Source organism: Psychrobacter urativorans (assembly GCF_904846695.1).
GTDB classification, from domain to species: domain Bacteria; phylum Pseudomonadota; class Gammaproteobacteria; order Pseudomonadales; family Moraxellaceae; genus Psychrobacter; species Psychrobacter urativorans.
Genome location: NZ_CAJHBR010000057.1, coordinates 1 through 1,560, shown reverse-complemented (window position 1 = coordinate 1,560; position 1,560 = coordinate 1). Strand labels below are relative to the sequence as shown.

General features: G+C 40.9%; 1 protein-coding gene. It reads right to left on the bottom strand.

The genetic code is table 11. From position 1 onward, the window contains the following. The coding region (locus JMY09_RS14320) for an oleate hydratase (protein ID WP_201624618.1) at positions 1 to 1,560 on the bottom strand (1,560 nt) is incomplete at both ends.

Genomic DNA, 1,560 nt, shown 5'->3' with positions numbered 1-1,560 from the left:
TATCTAGATGGGTAGGTGGCAAGATATGCTCATAATAGGTATCTTTTAATAGCTTACGTAATAAGCCTTCTCCAATAAATCCTTTGCCATCATTTAGCGTATTTGCCGCTCGTAATAGGTGACGAATGTCATATTGCGATGGGTCTATATCAGGCACCTGTTTTTTGATATTCAGTAGGCTATATACCGCAACTCTAGCTGTACGAACAGAGCTTTCGACGGTAAATACCACATCGTTTCTAGTTTCGACAAATTGTCCCACTAAGCCTAGATTAGTACAGCCTTGTGGCACAATTTCAGGACGGTCGCCCTGCGCACGTACCATAAACTGTGAGGTAATATATGGCATATAGGTAGACCTAACAATGGTATTGTCAACCACGCCGTCTAACCCATCTATAATACCAAGGTGATGACAGAGCTCTGCTAAAATCTCATTACCCGTACATTTTGGCATTGGCTTCTTAATATAATTGCCATCTTTATCCATCAGCAAACTATACACCCAAAGGACTAAGGTGTCCTTTGGTTGATCAGGGAAATGCGGCTGACGGTTACAAGTAAAGCTCATTACCCAGTTAGAATCGGTAAAGGTAACGATACCGCCTGTCGCTGTTTTACCTGAGTATGGATCATTAACAGACAGCTCTTTAACCTTGTCTACCAACGCAGAAGGCTTACAAGTAAGTGTGGCTGACATCCATGCAGACTCATTCACATTGCTATTGAATTTTTCAGGATGTCCAAAGACGCTGGATTTATGAGCAAGATTATTCCAAAGCGTCCAACCTTTTGTTTGCCCTTGATTTTCTAGCATATCATCTAGGTTTGGCGCAGAGTCGTTATCACCGTAACGCGTGTCGTCAGTCATTGTGCCTGTCGTTGCTACCACATAGTCATTCTCTGTAATAGTAATGCGAGTAGGCTTACCGTCTACTTCTGCAATAATGGCTTTGACCGTTTTGGTTGGCTCGTTAGCTGATGCATGGCCATCAGCTTGATTAAACTCAATATCTAAATCCGTCACCGAACTATCGTATTGGAATTTAACCCCTTTTTCGATGAGATAGTTACGTAGCGGTACGATAAAACCATCATATTGATTGTATTTTGGAAATACTAGCATCGACATATTATGCAGACCATCTAAGTCATGCAAAAAGCGGTGCATATATAGTTTTAACTCAAGCAAGCTGTGCCATTTTTCAAAGGCAAACATGGTGCTCCAAAGTATCCAAAAGTTACTTTCAAAGAAGCTGTCGCTAAAGTAATCGTTGACTCGCACATCATCTAATTCTTCCTTGCGTTTTAGTAGTAGACGTATCAATGCTAATTGGTCAGATTTTTTTAGAGTAACACCATTCGTTTCTTTAATTTTACCTTGCTGATGTACCAAACGAGCGATTGAATAGTTAGGATCATCATCATTAATCAGTCTATATTCATCTAGTACGCTGTATGGCTCAGGCATCTCGACTGCAGGAATATCTTGGAATACATCCCAAAAGTTCTCGTAGGTAAATTCCATCTCACGGCCACCACGTATGATGTAGCCATTCT